We start from the raw sequence: 465 nt of genomic DNA on the forward strand, positions 1-465 counted from the left end.
CTAGCTGTGATTTCTCGCGAGGTTGTTCAGCGCAGTCTCGGGAGATAGGCCGGCGAGCGCGGCGTGTTGGCGATTGCGATTGTACCACATGAGCCACCTCGGCAGATCGCGCGCGCGGCTGGCTGAAGAGGGATAGGGAACAGCGTAGGCCCATTCCCTCAGGAGCGTCTGGATGAAGCGCTCGGCCTTGCCGTTGGTCTTCGGCGTATAGGGCCGCGTGCGGATGTGGCGGATGCCGAGCCAACGCAGAGCCTTGGCAAAGAGTTTGGAAACATAGGCCGAGCCATTGTCGGTCATGACGCGCTCCACGCGCACGCCGCGGCTGCGGAACCAACGGAGTGCGCGCACGAGGAAGCCCGTCGTGGTGCCGCGCTTCTCGTCGGCGAGGATCTCGACATAGGCGAGCCGCGTGGCGTCGTCGATGGCGACGTGCACGAAGTCCCAGCCGGCTCCCCTGTTGCGGTG

General features: G+C 65.2%; 1 protein-coding gene. It reads right to left on the reverse strand.

Annotated features, from left to right (window positions below; genetic code table 11):
- Nucleotides 1-465 (reverse strand): integrase core domain-containing protein (locus tag DBV35_RS29240; RefSeq protein WP_157962087.1); only part of this gene is annotated, 465 nt, incomplete at its 5' end.

The sequence above is a fragment of the Acuticoccus kandeliae genome (assembly GCF_003073115.1).